This window comes from Ktedonobacter robiniae (genome assembly GCF_016587375.1).
Classification (GTDB): domain Bacteria; phylum Chloroflexota; class Ktedonobacteria; order Ktedonobacterales; family Ktedonobacteraceae; genus Ktedonobacter; species Ktedonobacter robiniae.
In genome coordinates this window covers 2570522-2591493 of the sequence record NZ_BNJG01000002.1, presented here as the reverse complement: position 1 = coordinate 2591493, position 20972 = coordinate 2570522, and the positions used below count along the sequence as shown (strand labels likewise).

Annotated in this window: 18 protein-coding genes; 11 read left to right on the top strand and 7 right to left on the bottom strand. The window is 54.4% G+C overall.

From position 1 onward, the window contains the following. Positions 1-146: 146 nt before the first annotated feature. Positions 147-1022, top strand: a complete 876-nt coding sequence (locus tag JMJ04_RS32070; protein ID WP_201374411.1) for an NmrA/HSCARG family protein — start codon at positions 147-149, stop codon at positions 1020-1022. Between the two features lie 18 nt (positions 1023-1040). Then, on the top strand, positions 1041-2042 hold the full coding sequence (locus tag JMJ04_RS32065; protein ID WP_201374410.1) for an LLM class flavin-dependent oxidoreductase: 1002 nt from the start codon (positions 1041-1043) through the stop codon (positions 2040-2042). Between the two features lie 369 nt (positions 2043-2411). Here JMJ04_RS32065 and JMJ04_RS32060 read toward each other — a convergent pair whose 3' ends face one another. Together JMJ04_RS32060 and JMJ04_RS32055 are read right to left on the bottom strand one after the other, a co-directional pair. Then, positions 2412-3746 carry an MFS transporter gene (locus tag JMJ04_RS32060; protein ID WP_236038561.1) on the bottom strand — a complete coding sequence of 445 codons (1335 nt, stop codon included), beginning with the start codon at positions 3744-3746 and terminating at the stop codon, positions 2412-2414. Between the two features lie 18 nt (positions 3747-3764). Continuing rightward, complete coding sequence (locus tag JMJ04_RS32055; protein ID WP_201374409.1) at positions 3765-4529, bottom strand: PIG-L deacetylase family protein; 765 nt, start codon at positions 4527-4529, stop codon at positions 3765-3767. A gap of 524 nt (positions 4530-5053) precedes the next feature. Here JMJ04_RS32055 and JMJ04_RS32050 point away from each other — a divergent pair. From JMJ04_RS32050 to JMJ04_RS32035, 4 genes are all read left to right on the top strand, one after another. Next, entirely contained in the window at positions 5054-7822 is a 2769-nt protein-coding gene (locus tag JMJ04_RS32050) for a winged helix-turn-helix domain-containing protein (protein ID WP_201374408.1), read from the top strand. A 266-nt stretch (positions 7823-8088) separates the two neighbouring features. Continuing rightward, positions 8089-8307: a hypothetical protein gene (locus JMJ04_RS32045; RefSeq protein ID WP_201374407.1), complete on the top strand. Its 219-nt coding sequence runs from the start codon at positions 8089-8091 to the stop codon at positions 8305-8307. Positions 8308-8423: 116 nt separating this feature from the next. Further along, a complete protein-coding gene (locus JMJ04_RS32040; protein ID WP_201374406.1) occupies positions 8424-9335 on the top strand; it encodes an alpha/beta fold hydrolase in 912 nt (303 codons plus the stop codon). A gap of 166 nt (positions 9336-9501) precedes the next feature. Beyond that, on the top strand, positions 9502-11028 hold the full coding sequence (locus tag JMJ04_RS32035; protein WP_201374405.1) for an MFS transporter: 1527 nt from the start codon (positions 9502-9504) through the stop codon (positions 11026-11028). A 315-nt stretch (positions 11029-11343) separates the two neighbouring features. Here JMJ04_RS32035 and JMJ04_RS32030 read toward each other — a convergent pair whose 3' ends face one another. The 4 genes from JMJ04_RS32030 to JMJ04_RS32015 all read right to left on the bottom strand — a co-directional run bounded on the left by JMJ04_RS32030 (position 11344) and on the right by JMJ04_RS32015 (position 13592). Beyond that, positions 11344-11886, bottom strand: coding sequence for an SRPBCC family protein (locus tag JMJ04_RS32030; protein ID WP_201374404.1), 543 nt, complete (start codon positions 11884-11886; stop codon positions 11344-11346). Beyond that, the gene (locus tag JMJ04_RS32025; RefSeq protein ID WP_201374403.1) at positions 11883-12227 is read right to left on the bottom strand and encodes an ArsR/SmtB family transcription factor; all 345 of its coding nucleotides are present in this window, start codon (positions 12225-12227) and stop codon (positions 11883-11885) included. The genes JMJ04_RS32030 and JMJ04_RS32025 overlap by 4 nt, the downstream gene beginning before the upstream one ends. 240 nt (positions 12228-12467) lie before the next feature. Next, positions 12468-12860: a VOC family protein gene (locus JMJ04_RS32020; RefSeq protein WP_201374402.1), complete on the bottom strand. Its 393-nt coding sequence runs from the start codon at positions 12858-12860 to the stop codon at positions 12468-12470. Between the two features lie 279 nt (positions 12861-13139). Then, positions 13140-13592 (bottom strand): NUDIX hydrolase, encoded by a 453-nt coding sequence (locus tag JMJ04_RS32015; RefSeq protein WP_201374401.1) that lies wholly within the window; start codon positions 13590-13592, stop codon positions 13140-13142. A gap of 263 nt (positions 13593-13855) precedes the next feature. On the opposite strand from JMJ04_RS32015, the gene JMJ04_RS32010 reads away from it, so the two are divergent. The 4 genes from JMJ04_RS32010 to JMJ04_RS31995 all read left to right on the top strand — a co-directional run bounded on the left by JMJ04_RS32010 (position 13856) and on the right by JMJ04_RS31995 (position 17709). Beyond that, complete coding sequence (locus JMJ04_RS32010) at positions 13856-14098, top strand: hypothetical protein (protein ID WP_201374400.1); 243 nt, start codon at positions 13856-13858, stop codon at positions 14096-14098. Positions 14099-14313: 215 nt separating this feature from the next. Continuing rightward, positions 14314-15696, top strand: a complete 1383-nt coding sequence (locus tag JMJ04_RS32005) for an ABC transporter substrate-binding protein (protein WP_201374399.1) — start codon at positions 14314-14316, stop codon at positions 15694-15696. A 126-nt stretch (positions 15697-15822) separates the two neighbouring features. Next, positions 15823-16770 carry a carbohydrate ABC transporter permease gene (locus JMJ04_RS32000; protein ID WP_201374398.1) on the top strand — a complete coding sequence of 316 codons (948 nt, stop codon included), beginning with the start codon at positions 15823-15825 and terminating at the stop codon, positions 16768-16770. A gap of 30 nt (positions 16771-16800) precedes the next feature. Continuing rightward, positions 16801-17709, top strand: coding sequence for a carbohydrate ABC transporter permease (locus JMJ04_RS31995; protein WP_201374397.1), 909 nt, complete (start codon positions 16801-16803; stop codon positions 17707-17709). A 135-nt stretch (positions 17710-17844) separates the two neighbouring features. On the opposite strand, the gene JMJ04_RS31990 is transcribed toward JMJ04_RS31995, so the two are convergent. Further along, the gene (locus tag JMJ04_RS31990; protein WP_201374396.1) at positions 17845-18876 is read right to left on the bottom strand and encodes a LacI family DNA-binding transcriptional regulator; all 1032 of its coding nucleotides are present in this window, start codon (positions 18874-18876) and stop codon (positions 17845-17847) included. A gap of 350 nt (positions 18877-19226) precedes the next feature. Between JMJ04_RS31990 and JMJ04_RS47195 the strand changes: the two genes are divergently transcribed. Further along, positions 19227-20951, top strand: coding sequence for a helix-turn-helix transcriptional regulator (locus JMJ04_RS47195; RefSeq protein WP_236038560.1), 1725 nt, complete (start codon positions 19227-19229; stop codon positions 20949-20951). Positions 20952-20972: the final 21 nt, after the last annotated feature.

The window sequence follows — 20972 nt, the reverse complement described above, 5'->3', positions numbered from 1 at the left end:
GACATATGATACAACACACTCCTGGTTAAAGTAGAGGCATCGCTTCATACTACCAGCAGAGAGCGAAGAGGATACGTGGGTGGGCAACATCAGTTACGTATCAAGGAGCAGAAAGCCAGTGTTTTGTGGAGAATCAGGAGAGGATTATGGATAGAACAGATAAAATTATACTCGTCACAGGTGCCACAGGTCGGCAAGGCGGCGCAACGGCCAGGCATCTGATGGCTGCGGGCTGGCATGTGAGGGTGCTCTCCCGCGACCGAAACTCGCCTGCTGCACGAGCGCTACAGCTGGCAGGTGCCGAAGTCGTCCAGGGCGATAACGACGACCGTGCTTCGTTGAAGGCAGCCATGAAGAGCGTCTATGGTATCTTCAGCATCCAGTTCGCCAGCTACGATGACGAGGTTCGTCAGGGGAAAAACGTGGCGGAGGTGGCCAAAGATGTTTCAGTCCAGCACTTTGTCTATGCCTCGACCGCTGGTGCGGAGGCCCAATCTCGCCTCCGCCCGTTTAGCAAGTGGGAGGTCGAGCAGCACATCCAGGCGCTTGAACTGCCAACGACGATTCTGCGTCCAACCGCGTTCATGGACTATATTATCGGTCCAACCTTCGGTGTGCCGCGTGGTACGTTTATGAGCTCGTTCAATCCAGATGTGGCAGTGCAGCTAATTGCCGTAGATGACATCGGCGCGTTTGTCGCCCTGGCGTTCGACCATCCGGATTTCTACGTTGGGAAAACCCTTGAGATCGCCGGAGATGCACTCACGCCGCCACAGATCGCTGCCGCAATCTCTCGTATGATCAGGCGCTCTCTTCCCTCTGTCCATATTCCCATTGAAACCCTTCGCCAGCAGCATGCGGATGCAGCCCTCGCGTACGACTTTGTCAACAGGGGAGGGTATCAAGCGGATATCCCTACACTGCGCAAGCTGCACCCTGGCCTGAGGGACTTTGCTACCTGGCTAGAGAAAGAAGGAAGGGCAAAATTCGAGGCCCTGGCGCCTCTGTCACGCAGAAGATAAAAGGAAGAGATGAAATTCATGCAACAGAAAGACAAGTTGAGCCAGCAGTTGCCATCAAACATGCTTCGAGCACGTTCGCTCCGTGACCGCGTTGGAGTCTACATTCAGGCAAGAGATACTGTGGACGCCATCGCCAGGATACGTGAAGCTGAACAGGCGGGCGTCCAACAAGCCTGGATGGCCATGGGAGGAGCAGGCTTCGCTGATATCTTAACCGTTCTTGCGGCGGCTGCCACCCAAACAGAACGGATCAAACTGGGAACGGCGATTGTGCCAGACTATCCACGTCATCCACTGGTGATGGCACAGCAGGCTCTCGCGGTGCATGACCTCGCCCCAGAGCGCTTGCGGTTAGGAATTGGTTCTGGTAATCGTTCGTTCCTTGAGAGTCGATATGGCTTGTTGCAGATCGCGCCTCTGAGATATCTCAAAGAGTACCTGGAGGTACTGCGCGGCGTGTTATGGCAAGGAAGGATTGATCACCAGGGTGAGTTTTTCCAGGTGGTGGATACCTTGCCACGCACAGCTCAGGTTCCCTTGCTCATCCCTGCATTGGGCTTGAAGGCGTTTCGGCTTGCGGGGGAAATTGCTGATGGCGCTCTTGCCTCGCTGTGTCCCGTTCCCTACTTGCTCAACCAGGCTCTGCCTGCCCTGCAAGTCGGAGCCGAGATAAGATCCCGCCCTGCTCCCCCTATCGTTGCGTGTTTACCGGTCGCTTTCAGTACGGATGAAGCAGCGGTACTCTTGGCAGTACGTCAGTTGATACAGCAACTAGCACAGACGAATACATACGCTCGTATGTTCGCGCAAGCCGGCTGGGCTTCCGCAGTCAATGGCAATGAGGCGGAGTTGAATGCCCTGGCGCGGACACTCGTGATCAGTGGTAATGAGGCGACGGTGCGAGACCGTGTACAAGAGCTTTTAGCTAGTGGTCTAGATGAACTGTTGCTCTTAGCTATCCCCATTGCTGATGAGGCAATGGAGCGACGACAAATGCTCCATCTGATTGGCTCCCTTTAAAGCCCACCCTCTGCCTGCTCGATACATTGAAGCAAGAAATCGCCTTTCCCAGATGTTGGAAGCGTCTTGCTTCAATGAGCCTGTTGAACGCTCGTGTCACAAAGACCCAGAGCGCTACTTACGTGCTCTGGAGGTGCAACTATCCCAGAGAAAAATGCAGTCCTAGTTTTTTCCAGCGTGTAGGATCGTGGCGAGCTTCTACACCGTCCTTTCCCTTGTGGAGCGTGCTGCCGGTCTTACACCAGGTCCGGTTTTGCTGCCAGGTGTAGCCTGCGCTCATGGATGCTATGGTTGTATGTTTCTTCGTGTTTCATTCTTTCACATTTCCACAGGACTGGGCAAGTGACCCACTAGGGGCCGTGATTAGCCTCAATCAGTTGGCATTATTGCCGGTTCGATCATAATCTGTGTTGGCTTGAGCCGGCTCTGATAGCTTCTCAGCATGACGATAGCTATCAGCAAGAAGCCTATTGGCAGGCCACCTAGTAGAATTCGGAAGCCGAGAATGGTGTTCGCATGTTGCTCTTTGAGATGCTCGTCATAACCGCTTACGACAAAGAAGATGGCCATAACGGCATATTGCAGAGACAGGCCGAGGCGAACAATAAAGCCATTCATGCCCAGGTACATGCCCTCGCGCCTGCGGCCGGTTAGCTCGGCGTCATAATCAATTACGTCGGCGAGCAGAATATTGAGCAGCACCAGGAAGCCAGCAATGGGGATGCCCAGGAACGCGCCGGTGATAATGACGCTGGTGGAATTCGTCTCAAAGAGAAAGGCCAGCGTAATCAGCAGATAGAGCAGCGTGCTGATCATGGCCGCACGAATCGTTGAGATGCGGGTTGCGATCCTGGCCCAGAGAAACGACATAGGGATAGCAACAATAAAGATACTGCCCAGGAATAGCGTGTTCTCCAAGGCATTCAACGAGACCACATATTTGGTATAAAAGGCAGAAACAGTCGTAAAGAGGGTTGTGGAGAACTGAATCAAAAAGTTCGCCACAACATAGGGGATAAAGCGCGGATTGCGAAACGTGGAGGTGACGGCCTCACGGAAGCTGAAGGACTGCTCACGGTAGGCGGGATTCTCAAAGCTGCCATAAACCGAGACATAGAGCGAGACCACACCAATCCCAGCAAAAACTAGGGCCATGGTCTGCCACCCCAGGGTCTGACCCAGGGACTTCGAGAGAGCCACACCCACCATCAGGCCAAGAATGGCAAATAGCTGCAAGAGCGCGCCAACATACAGCCGCGTCCGCTTTTCCTGATACATTTCAGGAAAGAGACTACCGAAATTGAGCGCAGTAATCGTAAAGCAAAGATCAAAAATGAAGGTCAGGACCAAGAAATAGATCAATAGCCCCTGGGGACCCAGGGCAGGCGGTGCAAAGATAAAGTAAAAGGTTACGCAAAAAGGAAGCGCGCCACCAATAATAAAGGGAAGGCGCCGCCCCCAGCGCGTATTGGTACGATCGCTGATATGGCCTGCCAGCAGGTTCAGGACCGCGTTGATAAGGCCATAGGCAATCAAACTGGCGGAGAGAATCGCGCCCGAGACATGCAGCTCTGTCACATAATAATAGACGGCAACCGTATTGAAGGCGTTCCAGAGCAAGTTGGAACCAAGCTGGTGCGTGCTATAGGCGATGCGCTTACGCACAGGCACCGGCTGAGCGGGAGTCGTTATCTCGTTCATCATCGAACCTCATTAAACTTCTTAGCTATAAAGTGCGGTGGGGAAGAAGTGCAGTTGTCGGACGGAGAGCAGCTTAAAGGCTTCGGCATAGCGTGCCTCGTCTATCCTGACTTCCGTATAACCAGCCTGGTAGAGTTGTTGGGCCTGGTAGGCAAAGAAATTGCTTAAGAGGGGCCATTCCGCGTTCTCAAACTGGCTCTTGTGCGCCAGGATGGCGGAGAGCTTGCGTTCCCAGTAAGGGGTCACATCGATATAGGTGTTGGGGTGACTGCTCGCGTAAAAGGCGATCTGAGGCACGGTATATGGCTCACCAACTCCACGCTGAGTCGCGTTGTTACCGGAGAAGAGCATGGCCTGCGCGACTGCGTGGCCAGTCTTTATATGATCAGGGTGGGCCTCATAGGGCATCCAGGGATCCACAGTCATGACCAGTTCGGGACGATGCTCGCGCAGGATAGGAATCAGGCGCTGAACAATCTTCTCCTCTGTATACTGGCCTGCGTCCGGAAAGCCCATTTCCAACTGCTCAGAGACACCAAGCAGTCTCCCAGCATTGAGCCTCTCTTCACGCCTGATCTCGACGATCTCCTCACGGGACATAGTGAGATTTGGCACGCCAGCTCCACCATCAGTGATGGTCACAAAAATGATCTTGCAACCACGTTCCGCGAGCGCCAGCAGCGTTCCTGCCGCTCCAACCTCATTGTCATCGGGATGCGGCTGTACGCACACGACAGAGCGCACATCTAACAAATCCGGGAGTCCTAAAAGCTTACGAATATTCAATAGATAAGACCTTTCATAGATAACAGCTTATCAAGAGCGCGATTATTGCTGCGCCAACAGCAACAAGTCATACTATGACTACGCTTCAGTAAAGTATTTATTCACGCCTCCTCCCTGCGGTATTATGGACTGGCACGACGCTGGGGACAAGACACCGTGAGCTCAAAGGCTCCATTTACTAATGCAAAATCCTCAATTGCTAATATAGGCTTTTGGTGCGTCATATAGCTGTCTTCAGGCTTTATACCACAACTTGTCTCTTATTAATAGATATACAAACTTCTATTCTTGCATCAGTGTCGTACCAGTCACGATCGCTGAAGAGGTGACCCCGGAGTGGGGTCTGTATGGTGATGTCATAGAAGCGACAAGCTAAGTATTTGTGATTGTCCAGAGTCTCCTCTAGCATCGAGAATCACGAGGCCCTGGCAACGATTCTTCCTATCTTGCTTCACAGACACTTTACATGTTATGCTCATCAGTATTAATTAATGAAAAGCTTGAGAACGGGAGAAAACTTTTTGATGCTTGAGCCTGACTTGCTGGTGACAAAGTTTACGGTTCCACCTGTTCGTTCGGGGTTGCTTCAACGTTCGCGCTTACTTACGTTCCTCAAGCAGAGCCGCCAGGTCCCTTTGACCCTTCTCTCAGCCTCCGCTGGCTTCGGGAAGACGACGCTGCTCTCAGCCTGGGCGGGCCAGAGCCAGTATAAGGGGCAGGTAGCATGGCTCGCGCTTGAGGAACAGGATAACGATCCAATACGCTTCTGGGCCTATGTGATTGCCGCCCTCAGGAAGGCGGGCGCCCCTGTAGGCGCGCCTGCGGAAGCGCTTCTGCATTCCTCTCAATCCGCCCTCCTGACGGGGGCAATCACTTCACTTATCAACGAACTGGCCGCTCTGGAGCAGGATATCGCTCTGATTCTGGATGACTATCATGTGATTCGCGAGCAGGCACTTCACGCCTCGCTCCAATTTATGCTTGAGCATCTCCCGCCTAATTTGCATCTTTTGCTAGCCAGTCGCGTTGATCCTACGCTTCCGCTGGCTCGTTTGCGGGCGCGTGGACAGATGCTGGAGATCCGCGAGACAGATCTACGTTTGCACGCTGAAGAGACCGGCCAATTTCTACGCCAGGTGATGGGCCTGACGCTCACAGAGGAAGAGATCGCTCTTCTGGAGACGCGTACAGAGGGATGGATTACCGGACTCCAACTGGCGGCACTCTCTCTGCGTAGGCATACTGACGCGTCGGCCTTTATCCAGGCCTTTACTGGTAGCCATCGCTTTATTCTGGATTATGTACAGGGAGAGATCCTTGAGCTTTTGCCGGAGAGTCAGCAGCGCTTCCTGTTGTATGTCTCGGTGCCGACCAGGATCAACGCCGAGATCTGCCAGGCACTTACCGGAGAAGCAGCCAGTCAACAGGCGCTAGAGGGACTGGAGCGAGAGAACCTCTTTCTGCTACCACTCGATGAAGAGCGACGTTGGTATCGCTTTCACACGCTCTTTCGAGAGGTGCTACTGGCACGCCTACAAACCAGCCAGCCTGAGCAGTTCTTGCGCCTGCACCGGGAGGCGGCTCTCTGGTACCAACGCCAGGGCTGGACTCATGAGGCCATCCCCCATGCCCTGGCCACACGTAACTATGTATTTGTGGCGGAGTTGTTGGAGGACTGTGTCGAGCGGCTATCACTCCAGGGAGAGCTGAAAACGTTGCTGACCTGGATCAAACAGCTTCCCACTGAGGTTTTGCGCGAGTATCCGCGCCTTGCTACGTCATATCTGTTAATCTTTAACCTGCTCTTCCCTTTCTCTCAGCAAGAGCAAGAGGAGAAGGCCTATCTTCAGCAACTTCAAGAGGGCGTGGAGTGGCTCTTACAGAGCGGTAATCATACCTCGCTCCCTGCCAGCGAGCAGGACCGGCTGCGCAAGCGGTTACTGATTCTGGACACATGGAAACTGGCAAAGAAGGCGCTCTCTTCTGGCAATATGGAGCAGCTGAGCAAGGTTGCCGAAGAGATGCAGCATCCGGAACTCGATGATGACGCTCTCTGGCAGTTGCATGGGCTGGCGCCATTCGCTATGTCCTGGCGCATGGCGGGAAATTTTTCACCCATGGTAGCTACGATTCAAAAGATCCGACACCGAGCCTGGATAGCACAGGATCGCTCTCAGGAGGTCCACATCCTCTGGGGGCTGATCGCCGCGCAGATCGCGCTGGGGCAGTTGCGAGAGGCACAAGATTGCTGTCAGGACTTACAACAACTCATCAATAGTCTAAAGATACCTCTCCCCCTGGCGGCCTATCCCACTTTATTTCAGGCCCAGCTAGCCTATGCCTGGGATCAACTTGATGTTGCGCATAGAGCCGCACGGCAGGCCATTGACAGGACACGCCCTTTACAGTACATGGATATCCTCATGGGAGCTTATGAGGTACTGGTGCGTGTCTGTCTGGCCCAGGGCGATCTGACCGGTGCGGAGCAGGCGTTGAGCGAGATGGAGCAGGTCAATCAAGCCGCTGGCATCCCGCTTTTCCGTCCCTGGATCGAGGGTCTGAAAGCTCACCTCTGGCTAGTCCAGGGCAACCTGGCTCAGGCGGTAGACTGGGCCGAGCACACACCCTATGGGCAGGAAGCTCTTACCTATAGCGTCTACAGCCGCGAAAGCACCTACCTGACACTGGCACGCATCTCCCTGGCGCAGCGAAACTATCCACAGGCCTTACAACTGCTCGCCGCACTTTTGAGCAGCGCCGAGAAAGTTTCGCGGGTAGGGAGTATCATCTCTATTCTGGCGTTACAAGTGGCTGCGCTTCAGGCGTCTGGTGCCAGACGAGAGGCGAAGCGCATACTCTCGCGCCTGCTCACCCTGGCAGAACCAGAGGGATATACCCGCGTCTTTCTTGACGCTGGGGAGCCAATGTACCAGGCGCTCCAGGCCTGGCTCGCTACAGAGCAGGAGCTTGCTTCTCCAGTCCTGGCGACCTACGCCCATGACATCTTAACCGCCTTTGCCGGGATGCCTGGCGAGGCAGTAGTACAGCCAGATATTCCCATGTCCTCTACAGCACCAGCTTACCCTGCTTCTCTTCTGCTTGAGCCTCTCACGCCGCGTGAGCAAGAGGTACTCTATCTACTTGCCGAGGGAGCAAGCAATCAGGTAATTGCCGAACGTCTGGTGGTTTCTCTCACCACCGTCAAGAAGCATGTCGGCAGCCTCTTCCTCAAGCTGGCCGCAGATAATAGAACCCACGTCGTGGCACGGGCGCGGGAGTTATCGCTGCTTTAGATGCACTACTTGCGTACGCGCCTACGCAGGTGGGGCATCTCCTCATTTCCTGAACGGACATGCGCCCCTTACCTTTACCAGGCAACAATCGTGTAGGCGCGTACGCAAGTAGCGTACCTCTCCCACATCACCGGGTGTCCTTTTGTCCCCTTCCGAGAGCATGCGCAGATGGTACTCGATAGTGTACTTTTGGCTCCTCTCTTCCACGTCGCAATACGGTATGCTTCTTCCATAGCAAACACGTTATGTGAATGGAGCGTAAACAGATGAGATACGTCATTCGGGTCAAAGGACACCTGGACCCCTTCTGGCAGGAGTGGTTTGAGCCTCTCTCGATCACGCACGAGAACAATGGCATAACCCGGCTAGCAGGCCTCATCCCTGACCAGGCAGCACTCTACGGCATCCTGCTCAGAATGTGCGATCTGGGTCTAACGCTGCTCTCACTCGAAGCCAGCACTCCCCAAGAGCCATCGGAGGGGTGAGCAGAGGCTGACAACAGATCGCAAGCAACTTCTCTCTTATGAACGACACAACATTTTTCTAGAAGATTTTCACCATCATATTCAAAGATTGAGCGACAAAAGAAAGGGCATCATCAGTGAATACAACTACTAACATCAACATCAGCAGTACACAGGCAGCCTACACCATCAGCTCTGTCATCTCAAAAGACGGCACCACCATCGGTTATCGCCAGATCGGTAATGGTCCTGGTCTGATCATGCTGCACGGTGCCAACGTATCAGGTTTGGACTTCACCCAACTCGCCGAGGCGCTTGCCGATAGCTTCACCATCTACCTGCCCGACCGCCGTGGTCGTGGTCTGAGTGGTCCATTCAGCAAGGATTACAGCATTCAGGAAGAGGTTGAAGATCTGACGGCGCTGGTCAACAAAACAGGGGCGCACCTGCTATATGGCGTCAGCGCAGGAGGCCTTATCAGTCTCCAGGCAGCACTCAGCCTGGCCAGCATTGAGAAAATAGCCCTCTATGAGCCAGCCATATTGACAGACGGCACAACCCACACAGCCTGGTTGACACGCTTTGACCAGGAAATGGCCGAGGGTAAAGTAGCCGCCGCGCTCGTCACCTGCATGAAAGGATTGGAACTGGGAGGACCAGTCATGAACGCCATGCCCAACTGGCTGATTGAGTCACTGACGAACGCGACGATAAAAAGCGAGGACAAGAAAGCGAAACCCGAAGATATCACCATGAGGAAGCTCGCGCCGACGCTTCACTACGATGGGCTACTGCTCGCTGAGATGAGCGGAAAACTGGAGAGCTTCCGGGCGGTGAACGCCGAGGTGCTGCTGCTAGGTGGAAGCAAGGGTCTGCCCTTCTTGAAGCCTTCCCTCGACGCCCTGGAAAAAACCTTGCCTCACGTCGCCAAACGCGTAGAGTTCCCCGGCCTTGAGCATGGTGGCTCAAATAATCCCACCCAGACCAATCGTGGCAGCAAGCCAGAGCTGGTCGCGCAAGAACTGCGCCAGTTCTTCGCCAAAGCGTAGGTTAGCGCTACTGACGTACGCGTCTCCGCGGGGTGCTAATATCTGCCCGGAGGCGAGGCACGTACGTCAGTAGCACCGATCGACTTTTATACTATCTTTAAAAATAGATATCGACAACAGGTCACACTGTTGTGTACGCACCTCTTTGTAATAAAGGGAAAATACATTGGATACAGCTACCATTCCATCTTCATTAGCACCAGAATATACGACCCATCGTATGCCTCGCCCCATACTTATAAGCATCATGATTGCCTTACTACTGACCGCGTTCCTGGAAGCGCTAGATAATCTGATCGTGACACCTGCCCTGCCACGCATTGCCAGCAGCTTACATGGTTTCGATCGCTATACCTGGGTCGTGACCGCGTATTTGCTGGCTACGACGGCGGTGGTGCCTCTGGCAGGCAAGCTCTCGGACCAGTTGGGGCGCAAACTATTCTTGTTCAGCGGGATAGCCATCTTTCTGCTAGGTTCAGGACTAGCTGGCGCCTCCCAGACAATGAACCAACTGATCCTCTTTCGAGCCATTCAGGGACTTGGCACCGGGATTGGTATCGGGCTCGTCGCCGCTGTAATTGGAGACCTCTTTCCTCCCGAGCAGCGTGCCAGCAAGCAAGGATTGATCGGCATCGTCTTTGGCATTTCTCAATTATGTGGCCCAACGCTGGGTGGCTGGATCACGGATCATGGTCCACTCCTCTCCGGTTTTGTCACCGATGCCACACGCTGGCGCTGGCTGTTTTACCTCAACCTGCCCATTGGCCTGCTCGCTCTACTCATACTCGTGATCTTCCTGCCTGCACAGTCAGCCAGGCAGAAGAGCGAACGTATTGTGCTGGCACGTCTTGACTGGTTGGGAGCGGCGCTACTTATGACTGCAACCTGTAGCCTGTTGCTCGGCCTGAACTTTGGCAGCGAGCAGCACACCTGGACCTCGCTCTTGGTGCTCACACTGTTGGTGGCCTCAATAGTGCTCTACACAGTCTTGCTGGTAGTCGAGCGCAAGGCCGCCGAACCCGTTCTTCCTCTCGAATTGTTTCGTAAGCCGATCTTTGCCATTGACGCGTTCCAGACGTTTGTTCAGGGCATGATCCTGATAGGAGTTTTTATCCCGCTCTCGTTGTTGTTGCAAGATGTACTGGCGCTTCCACCAACCAATGCAGGCGCCCTGATTACCGCGCTCTCGATCAGCCTGACCCTTGGGGCGGCGCTCGCCGGAATAAGCATTTCTCTCCGCAAACGTTACCAACTGACAGCCATTGTGGGGGCGACCATCATGACGATAGGGCTTTTCCTCCTCACACGCACAACACAGCAGAGTAGTCTTATGTTGATCGGATTTGCCCTGATCCTGGTCGGACTCGGCGCAGGTTCCTTCTTTACCATCCAGATAGTCGTGGCACAAAACGCTGTCCCGCAAACGCAGCTAGGCACAGGAACCAGCGTTATTCGTTACCTCGCTCAACTGGGTATGACACTGGGAGCGGCCCTGATGGGCATCGTTGTCAATGGGGCTCTCGCGGGAGAAACTGGCACAAGCCTTGCAAACTCCTCTGCCATACCGGCGCTCGCCGGAGTCCTCCAGAACGGCTTCCTGGTAGTGTTGGCACTCAGCGTGCTGCTTCTCCTAACCAGCTTCTTTCTGAAGAACGCACCCGCGACGCAGTCGTCTCCGCAGGGAGTGCAATAGAAGATGTACGCGCTGTCACTGGTAATAAGATCCGAAGAGTAGGCAGATTTTAGGGCGACGAGTGAGCAGTTCAACCATTGAATGCTTGAGAAGCTGCTCCTCATCTTGCTTCTTCCATCAACACCTTGAAAATGAGAGCAAGTTGGGAACCATCGCACACGCTGTGTGGTCTTACCCTTTAGAAGTCAGATGAAGCCGAACAGTTTCAGGCCGATCCGGAAAGGTGTTCGGCTTCGCCGGAATGATTTTCACAGGCAGTTAGCAGCGCTGGACAACACAATGGCAGGCAGCCTCAGGATTGGGCGACTTTGGGGGCTAGCGCGGAACTTCGATACCGAATTGCTGGGCGTACTCCGAATTGAGCCGAGGCCAACCGAACTTCATCGCCTCGCCAGCAACGATGCGGCCGACGGGAGTTCCGCTGAGAAGGTGATCCAGAACATCGAAACAAATGTGCCACCCGGCAGCACCCATTGAGATGAAGCGGCGGTCGATATTGTGCCACAACATCAGGCGCGTGCCGCCACCAAAGGCTTCGAGTTCCCACCGGATATCGTTGCCACCCCAGTTGTACTCAAGCACCTTGGGAGCGTCGGCTCGCGTCACTCTTGTTTCGGAAATCTGCGGCGTGGGCGCTCCCACGGTGGTGAGCTTCACCGTGGTTCCAACCGTATCCAGGCTTCCATCGGCTTCAAAGGGAGCCCACTCGCGCAGATGCGCCGGGTCGGTAAGCGCCTGCCAGACTTTTTCCGGCGGGTGGCGCAGTTCTCTGACGAGAATGAGCGTCCACTTCTCTCCGTTCTTTCTTATCTGCGCCCCGCTGGCCGGACCCGGTGTGTACTGCTCGCGATCGGTCATCTTCTTCTCCTTATCTTCCTTTTCGTTGGTGTTGATTGATCCATGTGGTCGAGGTGGCGTTCGAGAGCATCCACGCGAGCGGACCAGAACCGGCGGAACGGAGCCAGCCAGGCATCCACCTCCTGGAGCGGTTCTGGCCTCAGCCGGTAGAGACGACGCTGTGCGTCCACCCTGGATTCCACAAAACCAGCCTCGCGCAGCACTCGCAGGTGCTTTGACACGGTTGGCTGCGGCATATGAAGCTGACGCGCGATCTCTCCAACCGACTGTTGTGACGAGGCCAGGAGGCTCAATATCGCGCGGCGGTTCGGCTCCGCAATGATTTCGAACACAGATTCCATTATCTTGGTATACTCCACAGAGCATATGCTTGCCAAGGTATATACAGGCAGGGAGCCCAGGCAACGGCTTCAGTCAGTGTGCGGGATACACCGGCCGATGCGTTTTTGGCGGGTGCTATTCAGAGCGCTGCCCGCTCCGGCCGCTTCAGCGTTGAGGCGGGGACAAGGGCTGCCCCGCTGCTGCGTGCCGCCGAAGGGCATGCTGTCGCGTCACGCCCTGGCGCCTGTTGAACGGCCGCCTTAATAGCGTGCCAGCTGGGTAAGCTGAATGAGGTTGCCGCAGGTGTCGTTCAACATTGCAATGGTCGAGCCGGTCACATCGGTGGGTGGCATCGTGAACTCGGCGCCGCGGGCCTTGATCCGCTCGTAGTCGCCCTTGACATCGTCGGTGAAGAACATGGCCGCGGGCTGGCCCTGTTGAAAGATCGCCTGTTGATACGCTTTGGCCGCGGGGTTATCGTTCAGCGCCAACTGCAGCTCAGTGCCGTCCGGCTCCTCGGGCGAGGCTACGGTCAGCCAGCGAAATGGGCCCTGACTGAAATCGGCCTTCCTGGCAAAGCCCAGTACCTCCGTATAGAAGCTCAGAGCCTTGTCCTGGTCGTCCACGTATACGCTGGTCACTTTGATTTTCATTTCGTTACTCCTTTGTCACGTTCGCGGTTTGGGCCGCGTCGTTTTCTCCTTATCTTCCTTATCGCGCGGCGGTTCGGCTCCGCAATGATTTCGAACACAAGTTCTACTCACTTAGTATACTCCACAGAGCATATACGTGTCAAGGCATATACAGACAAGGGGGCCCAGGCAACGGTTTCAGTCAGGGTCCATTTCGTAAGAACCACTCTTCACGCTTACTACCAGTCACCAACAATCATCTCAGGTGACAGCGCGCACACATCATTAGCCATACGTATGTCACTTGATTCTTGTTGTATAAACAGCCCCGGCGCCCGCCTCGCCCGAGAGCCAACGGCGTAGGGGTTCACAATCGTACCAGATCTGCGCACTGAGGAGCGGCACGACCTCCGCTTCATCGACCCAGTGCGCAGACTGCACCAGGCCATCTGGGTCGGCAAACTGAAACTGGCCGCTGACCTCGCAGGCAAAATGGAAGCCAAAGCCAGCCTCTTGCAGGCCTTGTCCCGTCTCACGCTGGAGTTCAACGACGAAGGCCAGGTATGGCTGGCCTGTGATGTGCAGACCAGTCTCCTCAAGCATTTCCCGTAGCAGGGCTTCTAACAGCGTCTCCCCTGGCTCGACGACCCCACCGGGCAGCCACCAGGCGCTCTCCTCTGGCCCATGATGCTTCACCAACAAGAACTTTCCCTGGCTTCTTACAAGCGCCAGGACCGTGTTTTGACGACTCATTTTGCTTTTTCCTTCTTTCCCTTTTTATACTGCATATAAAGTAAGCATCAACCTGAGCAGATCTGTCAATCATGATGAATGGGGGGAATGAGTAAGCTTGGCAAGCGTACACTCCACCAAGCTTACTCATTTTCCCCCAACAAGTAATCCTTAAAATACTCCTTTTGGGTCCCCCGCTATGCAGAAGGGATAGGCTATGCTTGCTATGTGCATTCCCATCGCATGCCGCTGGGAGCGGTAAGTCATTCGCGGAAGGAGGAGCCATGCCAGCCTACCGGATTCGTCTCAAGGAGCAACTCGACCAGCGCTGGTCGTCCTGGTTGGGTGGACTGAAGATGATACATGAGGCGAACGGGGAAACCGTGCTTACAGGGGAAGTGGTCGATCAGGCCGCGCTACATGGATTGCTCAGTAAAGTGCGCGACCTCCATTTAACCTTGATCTCTATCTCTCCTCTAGAGGTGGATGCTCCAGCCAAAAAAGATGCAAAGGAGGATTCCCCGTGAGACATCCCAAAACACCTCTTCCCCCTTGAAAACGTACTTGAAATGTACTTGCGCCCTTTTTCCTCAAGCGTGTATTGCATCATGCTTTGCTGAAAATTAGTAGACATCGTAGTCTTTAGAGTCTTTGAGAACGACTCTAACAGTCATTATCTCAATAGTGATACTCTGACCCTCAGCTCACTTATCTGTCCCAAGACAAGGAGAAAAAAGGTAGTATGAGCACTTCTCAGAACAATCTGGTAAATGCGTTTCAGGCCGGAAGGATAGATCGCCGCTCTTTTATTCGCCGAGCGACGGCACTTGGTATTTCTCTTGCTGGCGTTGAGGCCATCGTGGCGGCCTGCACAACCAATGGCTCTGGTGGTGGAGGTTCCGGCAGTTCCATCAAGTGGTCGAACTGGGCCAACACCGGTGAGATCCAGCGCTTTAAGGATTTCACCGCGAACTACAACAAGACCCACAACACGAATGTCCAGTATAGCTTTATCCCCTCGGCCAATAACAATTATTTTTCCAAAATATTGACCGAACTCAATGGAGGTGTGGCCCCCGATTGCTTCTACGTAGGAGATGGCGATATTGGCAAGCTGGTCGCCAACAAGACCGTCATGCAGTTAAACGATCTGCTGGACAGCTCCAAGAGCAAAGCGAAGGCAAGCGATTATCTGCCGGGCCTCTGGGGCGCCTCCAAGACGCAGAGCGGCAAGATCTTTGGCGTCCCCGTCGACTGTAACCCCCTCCTGCTCTGGTACAACGAGAAGGTGCTACAGGATGCGGGTATCACCACCATGCCAGCCGATATGTATGAGCAGGGGAAGTGGACGCGTGATGCTTTCCAGGAGATGATGGACAAGATCAAGGCCAAGGGGAAGTATGGCTTTGTGCTGGACGCCTGGGATATGCAGTACTATTGCTGGGCCACCTCCAATGGCGGCAAGATCTATGACAAGGATGGCTATGGCGACTTCATCGCGCATGAAGATCCCAAGTCGGTCGATGCCTTCACCTGGTTGGCCGATAATACGAAGAAGAAAACCATTGTCTACGCTGGCAGCCTGCCCAAGGGCCAGGGCTCTGACCTCGCGCTGATTAGCGGCCAGACCGGATTTATCTCCGTTGGGCGCTGGGACCTCCCCGAGTTCCACGCTGCCAGTGGGATGAAATATGACTGTGTCCCCTTCCCCGCGCCCGGTGGTAAGGGCGGACCCACGCCCGTAGCCCTGGCATATATGGTCATCAATAATAAGACCAAGCTAAAGGACCAGGCCTTTGATTTCCTGACCAATTATGTCTCGGCCGAGGGCCAGAAGTTCCGCCTGCAAGGTGGCGGCAATGCCGTGCCATCCATCCAGTCATCCGAGACGGAAAAGGTGGTCACGGACGGCAATGATCCCGCCCACGCCCACTACCTGATCGATGCCCGCAATGCCGGCTATGGTCTCTTCCCCGCGGAAGGCAATGTCCCCGGCTTGACCGATGACATCAAGACGGCGCTTGACCCTGTCTGGTTGCAGGGGAAAGACGTCAAAACCGCCCTGAGCGGGATCGCCACTATGGCCAATCCTCGTATTCAGAAGGCCCAGCAGAACGCGCAGTAAACGCTTGTATATGTAGCGATAGAGTTTTGTTTGGAGTTGTGGGAAAGCTTCAGGTGCCAAGCCGAAAGCCTTCCCACACTACCTTCTCATCATGAAAATAAACGTAACAGAGGAGGGGTCATAGCTATGGATTTTCAAGTGCAATCACTAGACATACCTGGGGCTATCCCTGCTATTCCTAAAAAAGGCAGGCCAAGTGAGCGAGCCAGGAGAGATAGAGGCTGGGGGTACGTCTTTATCCTGCCACAGTTGATAGGGCTGCTCGTGTTCTCCTTGATTCCCCTTGTCTCGGTCTTCTATCTCAGCCTGGCAAGCTGGGATGGCCTGGGAGCAGTCAACTTTGTAGGCATACAGAACTACATCGACCAGTTCACAGGTGATGATCTACGCATCTCACTCCTACACACCATTTATTACACGGTCCTCGCAGTGCCCGGTGGGCTGATTCTGGCCCTAATCATCGCGCTTGGTCTCAATAATGTACGCGGCAAAAGCGCCTATCGCGTACTCTACTTTATGCCCTATATCACAGGTTCAGTGGCTGTCGGCGTGATGTGGGCCTGGTTGCTCAACAGCGACTTCGGCCTGATCAATACGCTCTTGCGTTCCTGGTTCCATGCCAGTGGTGTAGGCTGGCTCACAAACTCGAACTATGTCATTCCTTCGCTGGCCATGGTCGGCACCTGGCAGGGCCTGGGCTTCAATATGGTCATCCTCCTGGCGGCGCTCCAGGGCATTCCAGTCTCATACACTGAGGCGGCACGCATCGATGGCGCGAATCGGTTCCAGGTCTTCTGGAACGTCACCCTGCCTATGCTGACGCCAAGCCTCTTCTTTACGACGGTGATCTCTATCATCAATTCGTTCCAGGTCTTTGACCTCACCTTCGTCCTCACAGGTGGTGGACCAGGCAAAGACAGCTACACCATGGTATATGACCTGTATCACCTGGGCTTTGAGTCAGCTCAGTTTGGCCAGGCCAGCGCCGTTGCTGTCATCCTGTTTGTAATCCTACTGGTCGTGACCTTGATCCAGTTCCGGCTGCAAAGACGCTGGGTAAACTACGATGTGTAACGCGCGTAAAGAAGAAGGAGGAGCGAGCATATGTTACAAGAAACTCTAAACCCGGGAACAAGCGAAGTTAGTCAGAAGACAGTAGCGCGAGCCACGAGGAAGACAGGTAGAAGACCTTCAAGTATAGTCTTTGACGTGGTTCTCCACTTTATCCTGATCATTGGCGCTATCTTTATGGCGGCCCCATTTATCTGGATGCTTATCACGTCGCTAGAGAGCACAAGCCAGGCCTTTAGCGTTCCGCCCACCTGGATTCCCAATCCCTTTCTGTGGGGAAATTATCCACAATCGCTCAATGCCCTGCCCTTCAATCTGGCCTACATGAATAGCACCATCGTCGCTGTCAGCGTCACCTTCTTCCAGTTAATTACCTGCTCGATGGCTGGCTATGCTTTTGCGCGTATCGAGTTTCCCGGACGCAATATTATCTTCATTGCCTTCCTGGCGACAATGATGATTCCCTTCCAGCTCACCATCATTCCGATCTTCCTCACCATGAAAGAGCTGAACCTGCTTGATACCCTGCTCTCGCTTATCCTGCCGCCCGCGCTCTTCAGCGCCCTTGGCGTCTTCATGATGCGCCAGTTTATTCTCGGAATACCGATTGAACTGGAGGAGGCGGCAATCGTCGACGGCGCCAACCGCTGGAAAATTTTCTGGCAAGTCATTCTGCCCTTGCTCAAGGCCCCCCTCGCCGCGTGGGGAATCTTCGCCTTCCTGGGCCAATGGAATGACTTTCTCCGCCCCCTGATCATGCTCAACACGCCAGAGAACTTTACTGTTCCCCTAATGCTTAACCAGTTCCGTGGACAGTATGCCACGGAGTGGACGCTGGTCATGGCTGGCTCAGTGATCGCGGTCGTGCCTGTCCTGATCGTTTACATCCTGGCCCAGCGCCACATCATTCGCGGCATCGCGATGACAGGCTTAAAGGCGTAAGAGGAAATGACTTCTCGCCACGTAGTGGCTCGCCTGGTAAGGGTGTGTGGTGGCGCGCTGGCTCTTCCAGCGCGCCACCACACACCCTTACCCTATACGAAGCACCACAGGTGTGCTGAGAATGGGACGCCTCTTCTACGCAGGAGCGGGGGCCGTGGATTGGCGTATGACAAGTTGGGTGGAGATATTTAAGGGAATAACATCTTCCGTCCCGTCTAGCAGGCATATGAGGCGCTGCACTGCCCCTTGCCCAATAGTGGCGTTGTCCTGACGCATAGTCGTGAGGGGTGGATAGGTATACTGGCTGAATTCAACATCATCGAAGCCAATGAGCGATATATCCTCTGGAACACGCATCCCCTGTTCATTGAGGGCGCGAAGAACCCCCATGGCAATCATATCACTGGCGGCTACAATCGCTGTAAAGTCGCGCCGTTCGGCCAACAGGATCTTCGCGGCCTCATATGCCTCAGAGATGTTCCAGCCTGAGTGGCGCACCAGGCCGGGGTCGGGCTTGATCCCAGCGTGAATCAGGGCCTGCTGAAAGCCCTGGAGACGCTCCATCCCTGCCAGATCGGCCGTCTTTCCAGTCAACATGGCGATGTGTCTATGGCCCAGGGATAGCAGGTACGCGGTCGCCTGGCGTTCCCCATCTAAGTTATCCGACTTCACATAGGTTGCGCGCCTCCCCTGGGCGATGCGATCAACAAAGACCGTGGGAAGATTCGAATCGATCAAGGCCTGGATACGCTCCTCTGTCGCATGCAGCATAATGACGCCTGCCACGCGCCGTGTCTGCAAGCTCCGAATATAATGCTTTGGAGAATGCCCCAGGGGGCGCGAAGGTACAAGCAGATCATAGCCTACAGACCTGGCCTCGCGCTCAATATTCTTCAGGATATCCAGGTAGATATACTGCGAGGTTTGTCCAAGGTGCGCTAAGAACTTTTCGTTGTCATCCTCGGGGAAGAGGCTTATAGCCAGAACGTAGGAACGCTGGCGCACCAGGCTTTGAGCCACCACATCCGGCTCATAACCAAGCGCGGCGATAGCCGCCTGGATGCGCTCTCTTGTCTCTTCGCTCACATGTGCCGATCCATTCAGCGCACGCGAAACCGTCGCCCGTGAGACACCTGCTAATCGAGCAACCTGCTCGCTTGTGACCATAACATTAAATCCCTGCCTATGAGTAACGTGTGTTCATATTATTACAAGCACTATCTCATGTAGGACAGGCAATTGTCAATGGTTTATTGTCTGATAGGTTGATCCTTCCAATTCTCTCCTTACCTCTATCTCGGCTCGCTACGTACCCACAAGCGCGAAGGCTTCAAAAGAGACACATCCATTCCTTGACAGCGAAAAAGTAAGATGGTAGTATTCATACAAACGAATGTTACACGTGTTCATTGCCAAACGGGTAAATATATGTCACCCAACAATTGATCACGAAAGATCCACTACTCCCAGCAATGTTGCTGTTGGGTGACAACCCATGAAAGGCTAAAGGGGATGCAATGCCAAAGAAGGCACGCTACACCATCTTCTGGTCGTCATTGCGTCATGTATATGAGCTACATGAATACCAGAACAATGAAGTTCGCGATATCGCCAACGAGAAACATTTATGGTTGGCATGGATAAGCCAGGTCTCGTCGTTCGCGTTTCATGGGAGACATGGCTCATATACGGCGTGCAAAGAACGAAGGCAGCGTGGTGATGGCTACTGGTACGCCTATGCGCGTATCAAGGGCAAGGTAACTAAGCGCTACCTTGGGAGAGAAACCAACCTGAGCATTCCTCACCTGGAGGAGGTGGCTCAAGTCCTGGGACTCGATAAAGCGGAAGAAAAACATGCCAGGAATAGAGCCTCAATTGAGTCACAGACGAGCCTGACACCCTCATCAGCGCAGAGCCATCCTCTGCTCGCCACGAAATTTCATATGCCACGCCCACGCCCACACCTGGTGCATAGACCGCGATTGATTAACCGGCTCGAACAGGGTTTGCAACGCACGCTGACCCTTATCTCAGCGCCGGTTGGCTTCGGTAAGACCACCCTGCTCGCCAACTGGCTACACACCCATCCCTCCTCTGTCGCCTGGCTCTCGCTTGAGCCACAGGATAATGAGCCTGTACGCTTTGTCTCCTACCTGTTAGCAGCCTTGCAGCCCAACGATCCTCACCTGGATACATTCAGGCAGATGCAGCCAAATCTGCCCCCAATGGAGACGCTGTTGACACTGCTGATCAATGATTTGCTGATGCGTCGCGCCAATACACGAGAGCATGTCGTGCTTGTTCTGGATAACTACCAGGTCATCACCGATCCCTCAATTCATTATGCCCTCTCCTTCTTGCTCAAACATATGCCACCCCAGGTACACCTGGTTCTCGCTACACGTGAAGATCCACCTCTCCCATTGGCACACCTGCGTGGACAGGGCAACCTGCTGGAATTGCGTGCTACCGACCTGCGTTTTACGTCCGAGGAGGCCGCCACATTCCTGGCAGATGTAGCTGAGCTTTCGCTTACTAGGGAAGAGAGTTTACTCCTGCATACACGTACTGAAGGCTGGATTACAGGGCTACAACTCGCCGCCGTCTCCCTCCAGGGACGCGCTGACACTGAAACCTTTATCGCGGCTTTCAGCGGCAGTCATCACTATATCGTGGACTACCTCCTCGAAGAGGTTCTGCATCAGCAGAGCGAGACCGTGCAGGAGTTTTTATTACAGACGTGCATTCTGGAACGCTTAAGTGCGCCGCTCTGCGATGCAGTACGCGAGCAAGGGGGAAGCAAGGCCCTGCTCGAATTGTTAGAACACAATAATTTATTCCTGCTGGCACTCGATGACGAGGGCCAGTGGTATCGCTATCACCGACTCTTTGCCGAAGCCCTGCGCCAGCGGCTACAGCAGACCACGCCCGCATTGATTCCACAACTGCATGCACGCGCCAGCCACTGGTGGGAGCAGCAAGGATTACCCTCCGAGGGGGCGCCTCATACCCTGGAGGCATCACTTCCACAAGATCAGCCTCAGGAGCAGTCGCTCACAGCCCGCGAACGGGAGGTCTTGCAATTGCTCCTGGATGGCATTTCCAACCGCGAGATCGCGTATCGCCTCGTCCTGAGTACCAACACCGTCAAGAAACACGTCTCCAACATCTGTAGCAAACTACACGTTCGCAGCCGCACTCAGGCCATGGCAAAAGTCCAGGCCCTCCGCCTGCGCCTTTAATTCAGGCCAATATTCAGAGAT

Excerpts from the sequence above, each read along its gene's own strand:
- JMJ04_RS32070 (WP_201374411.1), top strand. The coding sequence starts at position 147 with ATGGATAGAACAGATAAAATTATACTCGTCACAGGTGCCACAGGTCGG.
- JMJ04_RS32065 (WP_201374410.1), top strand. The coding sequence starts at position 1,041 with ATGCAACAGAAAGACAAGTTGAGCCAGCAGTTGCCATCAAACATGCTT.
- JMJ04_RS32060 (WP_236038561.1), bottom strand. The coding sequence starts at position 3,746 with ATGATGAACGAGATAACGACTCCCGCTCAGCCGGTGCCTGTGCGTAAG.
- JMJ04_RS32050 (WP_201374408.1), top strand. The coding sequence starts at position 5,054 with ATGCTTGAGCCTGACTTGCTGGTGACAAAGTTTACGGTTCCACCTGTT.
- JMJ04_RS32045 (WP_201374407.1), top strand. The coding sequence starts at position 8,089 with ATGAGATACGTCATTCGGGTCAAAGGACACCTGGACCCCTTCTGGCAG.
- JMJ04_RS32030 (WP_201374404.1), bottom strand. The coding sequence starts at position 11,886 with ATGACCGATCGCGAGCAGTACACACCGGGTCCGGCCAGCGGGGCGCAG.
- JMJ04_RS32025 (WP_201374403.1), bottom strand. The coding sequence starts at position 12,227 with ATGGAATCTGTGTTCGAAATCATTGCGGAGCCGAACCGCCGCGCGATA.
- JMJ04_RS32020 (WP_201374402.1), bottom strand. The coding sequence starts at position 12,860 with ATGAAAATCAAAGTGACCAGCGTATACGTGGACGACCAGGACAAGGCT.
- JMJ04_RS32015 (WP_201374401.1), bottom strand. The coding sequence starts at position 13,592 with ATGAGTCGTCAAAACACGGTCCTGGCGCTTGTAAGAAGCCAGGGAAAG.
- JMJ04_RS32010 (WP_201374400.1), top strand. The coding sequence starts at position 13,856 with ATGCCAGCCTACCGGATTCGTCTCAAGGAGCAACTCGACCAGCGCTGG.
- JMJ04_RS32005 (WP_201374399.1), top strand. The coding sequence starts at position 14,314 with ATGAGCACTTCTCAGAACAATCTGGTAAATGCGTTTCAGGCCGGAAGG.
- JMJ04_RS32000 (WP_201374398.1), top strand. The coding sequence starts at position 15,823 with ATGGATTTTCAAGTGCAATCACTAGACATACCTGGGGCTATCCCTGCT.
- JMJ04_RS31995 (WP_201374397.1), top strand. The coding sequence starts at position 16,801 with ATGTTACAAGAAACTCTAAACCCGGGAACAAGCGAAGTTAGTCAGAAG.
- JMJ04_RS31990 (WP_201374396.1), bottom strand. The coding sequence starts at position 18,876 with ATGGTCACAAGCGAGCAGGTTGCTCGATTAGCAGGTGTCTCACGGGCG.
- JMJ04_RS47195 (WP_236038560.1), top strand. The coding sequence starts at position 19,227 with ATGCCAAAGAAGGCACGCTACACCATCTTCTGGTCGTCATTGCGTCAT.